Annotated in this window: 3 protein-coding genes; all 3 read right to left on the reverse strand. The window is 64.6% G+C overall.

The window, feature by feature from the left end; genetic code table 11:
* Window positions 1-1,229: response regulator (locus tag Q0288_RS00080; protein WP_299425298.1), on the reverse strand; the 1,229-nt coding region annotated here is incomplete at its 3' end.
* On the reverse strand, window positions 1,226-1,693 hold the full coding sequence (locus Q0288_RS00085) for a response regulator (RefSeq protein WP_299425300.1): 468 nt from the start codon (window positions 1,691-1,693) through the stop codon (window positions 1,226-1,228). The genes Q0288_RS00080 and Q0288_RS00085, both read right to left, overlap by 4 nt.
* A 4-nt stretch (window positions 1,694-1,697) precedes the next feature.
* Window positions 1,698-3,244: hypothetical protein (locus Q0288_RS00090; protein WP_299425303.1), on the reverse strand; the 1,547-nt coding region annotated here is incomplete at its 5' end.

Raw genomic sequence — 3,244 nt, forward strand, 5'->3', positions numbered from 1 at the left:
AGCCGGTGCAGGTCTGGCATGTAGCGGGTCAGGAACTGCCAGAGCGCCTGGGCGCTGGTGTGCGCGGCGTACTGCTGGAAGCGGTCGTCCTTGCGGCTGTCGGCGAAGTCGGAGACCGACTTGAGGGCGAGGGTGAGCGGCTTCGGCCTCGAGGCGAACCGGGCCGCCGCGTACACCCCGTAGATTTCCATCTCCACCCCGAGCAGCTTGCGGTGCTGCACCTTGATCTCCTCCACCGTCTCGGGGTCGGCCAGCACGACCGACCCCGTGGCCACCGGGCCGACGTGGGCGCGGAGCATCGCCTCCGGCTTCTGGCCCTTGAAGCCGGTGTAAATGGCGGCCCACGCACTGGCATCCGCGACGAGCTGCTCGAAACGGCTGACCACCTCCGCGCTCACCGCGATCTGGTCGGGGTCAACGTTGAACACCGAGTGCTCGCCGCTGAGCACCCGCTTCCCGCTTTGCCACTCCCAGACCGGGCTGGCCAGGATGACATCGCCCATCCTCAGCCCGGCGTTGACCCCGGCGCAGATCCCGGTCATGGCCAGGACGCGGGGCCGGAGTTCGCCGATCAGCTTCGCCGCCAGCAGGGCCGACGCCACCATGCCCATCCGAGGGGCGCTGGCGGCGGCGATCCGGTAGACCTTATCGGCGACGGTAAACTTGCCCTCGATGATGAAGGTGTTGTCGTCGAGCGGCCTCGAGCTCGACCAGTCGCAGGGCAGGTCGAGCACGGCCTCGAGTTCCGGGGTTCTCAGGGCGGTCAGGACGCAGACATCGAGGCCGAACGCGGGCGCTGTTCTGGCCGTGGGCTCTTCGGACAGATACTCGAGCGAGGCCCTCAGGTGGTTCCTCCAGCCGTCGGAGGCTTCGTCGTAGTAGAGCAGGCTCCACAAGCGCCGGGAGAACTCGGCGTGAAAGCTCTCCCGCAGGCTCTCGAACGCGGTCAGGCCGATCACCCGCTGGGGCCGGGGGCCGGTCGCTCGGGCGAGGTGTTCGATCAGCTCGATGCCGGTCTCCTGGCTGGGCTGATCCTCGTTCCTCTCCGGCAACATTAAGTCGAGGATGGCCAGGTCAAACGCCTCCTGCTTGAGCATTGCTTTGGCATCAAAGGCACACTGGGCCACCTTGATGGCCTCCCGGCTGACCCCGGTCTGGGTGACCACCTGGACGATGGCCTGGAGCTTCTCCTTGTTGTCTTCGACGATAAGAATTCGGTTAAGACTCACGCCCCACCCCCCGTAACCTGGCTGAGGGCGGCTATCAGTTCATGCTGCCATTTGTTCGAGGTGCCGTCGAAGAAGACCAGACCCATGAAGAGGTCGGGGTGGTCTTTGCTCAACTCGTCGGCCAACTCGTCAACACTCATGGATTCACTCCCGCTCCCCAGTTGCTCGTACTGGGTGACCACCAGAATGGGTGAGGTGTTCCCGATCTGTTTCATGTAGCTGATGACCTCCCGACCGCCGAACGGCTGCGGCTCCTCCTCGTCGCCGTCGAAGGCGGGGTCGAAGGTTCGCAGCGACATGTCCAGCAGCACCAGGTCGTAGCGCTCGCTCCTGACCGCCTTGAGCCCGCGGTTAAACGAGGTCGCCTCGACGATCTCGGCGGATGGTCGGGCGACCTTGCAGGCCTCGCGCAGCCTGTCCATCTTGTGCTGGTCGTCCTCGACGATAAGGATTCTGGTCGGCATAGGGCTACACCGGCTCCTTCTGCGGCCCCGCCGCCGGGAGTTCGTAGGGCTGGTAGTACAAGAAGGACATGCTCAGGTGGACAAAAAACTCGCTCGGGCCGAGGAAGCCGAAATCCAGGCTGTGGCTCTGATGCTGGCTCAAGATGTTGCTGATCTTGATCAGGCCGGTCTTGCCCTCCCCCTGCGCCTTGCTGGCGTAGGTTTTGGCGAGGATTTCGCCCTTGATCTGCTCGAGTTCCCTGACGCCGGCGGGGTTGAACACCCCGTCGGCGACCTGGCTGTGAACCCTGACCTCGAGTTCCCCCCGCTCGGTGTGTTCGACGACCGAGATGCTGGCCCAGGGGGAGGGGCCGACCTTGGAGTGCTCGGCGACGTTGCTCAGGGCGATGAAGAGTATGTCGGACAGCTCGGACAGCATCGCCGCCCCCCACTGCTGGGTCACCCTGTAGTCGGTCTCGAGCTGCGGCTCAAACCCCTTGTTGCAGAGCTTAACCGACTGCACCGCAATGTCCACGATGTCCCCGATCTCGAACCCCACGCTCAGATCCTCGGCGGAACCCAGCTTGAACCACCGGCTCACCGCGTCCACGGTGTCCTGCAACTCCGTCGAGGCCGAGCGCAGAGCCGCCCGCAGCTCGCCGTACTGCTCGGGGCGCAGGCAGGAGGAGATCCGGCTCTCGAGCTGCCGAATCGCGTCCAATAGCCTCGGCTTGACTTCCTCCCGCAGGGTTCGCTGAACCGCTTCAAGGCTGGGGCCGATGCTGGCCGACGAGTAGGCCGTGGCCGCCTCGTAGAAATCGTCGAAGGTCTCGACTTGGCGCAGCTTCTCCCCGATCAGATTGAACACCAGGGGACTGTTGAGCGCATCCATGTCGATCAGCCCCTCCGGGTGTCCGGCGCTTCTGACGTGCAGCTTGGCTTTCACCAGTTGGTTGATCTCGGCGTTGTAGCCTTCGGAAAAGGTCGCAAAAGCCTCCCCCACCGCCTGCCGCTGCTCCGGGGAGGTGTGCTCGATCCGCTCTATCCAGGGAGAGTCGGGGCTATAGCGTTGAGACCCTTCGTCTCGGGTCGTCAGCAGGTCTCGGCTCTGCACGGGTGCCCGCAGACGGCCCCCGATCACGCCGTGGCGCACCCTGCTGCTGAGGTAAAACTCCAGGCCGTGGCGCGGGTGAAACAGGAGTTGATGCCTGAGGGTCGAGAGGATCTGCCCCAACACCCGGTTGGCCTCGGTGTCCTCCACGACGCTCAGGCTTTCGGCGAGGGGCTGCCGATCCACGATGAACTGGGCCAGGGCGGTTGCGACGCTGACCTTGGGCAGGTCAACCTCGATCACCGCCAGACGGGTGTAGCGCTCGAACAGTTCGCCGAGTTCGCGCCTGGCCCAGGGCTTTAGCGACTCCACATCGATGTAGACGCGGGTGTTCTCCAGGTGGCGTAACCCCTCGAAGACCTTCAGCTCTTTGGTGACCCAGAGGATTTCGGTCTTGTAGCGGCTGGCATTGCCCGGATCGAGTTCGATCAGCCCCGAGCAGACACGGATGCGCTCCTCGC

It is taken from the genome of uncultured Meiothermus sp. (assembly GCF_937863175.1).
Lineage (GTDB): Bacteria > Deinococcota > Deinococci > Deinococcales > Thermaceae > Meiothermus.

Bases quoted from the DNA above. Each gene is read 5' to 3' on its own strand.
- Q0288_RS00085 (WP_299425300.1), bottom strand. From the start codon at position 1,693: ATGCCGACCAGAATCCTTATCGTCGAGGACGACCAGCACAAGATGGAC.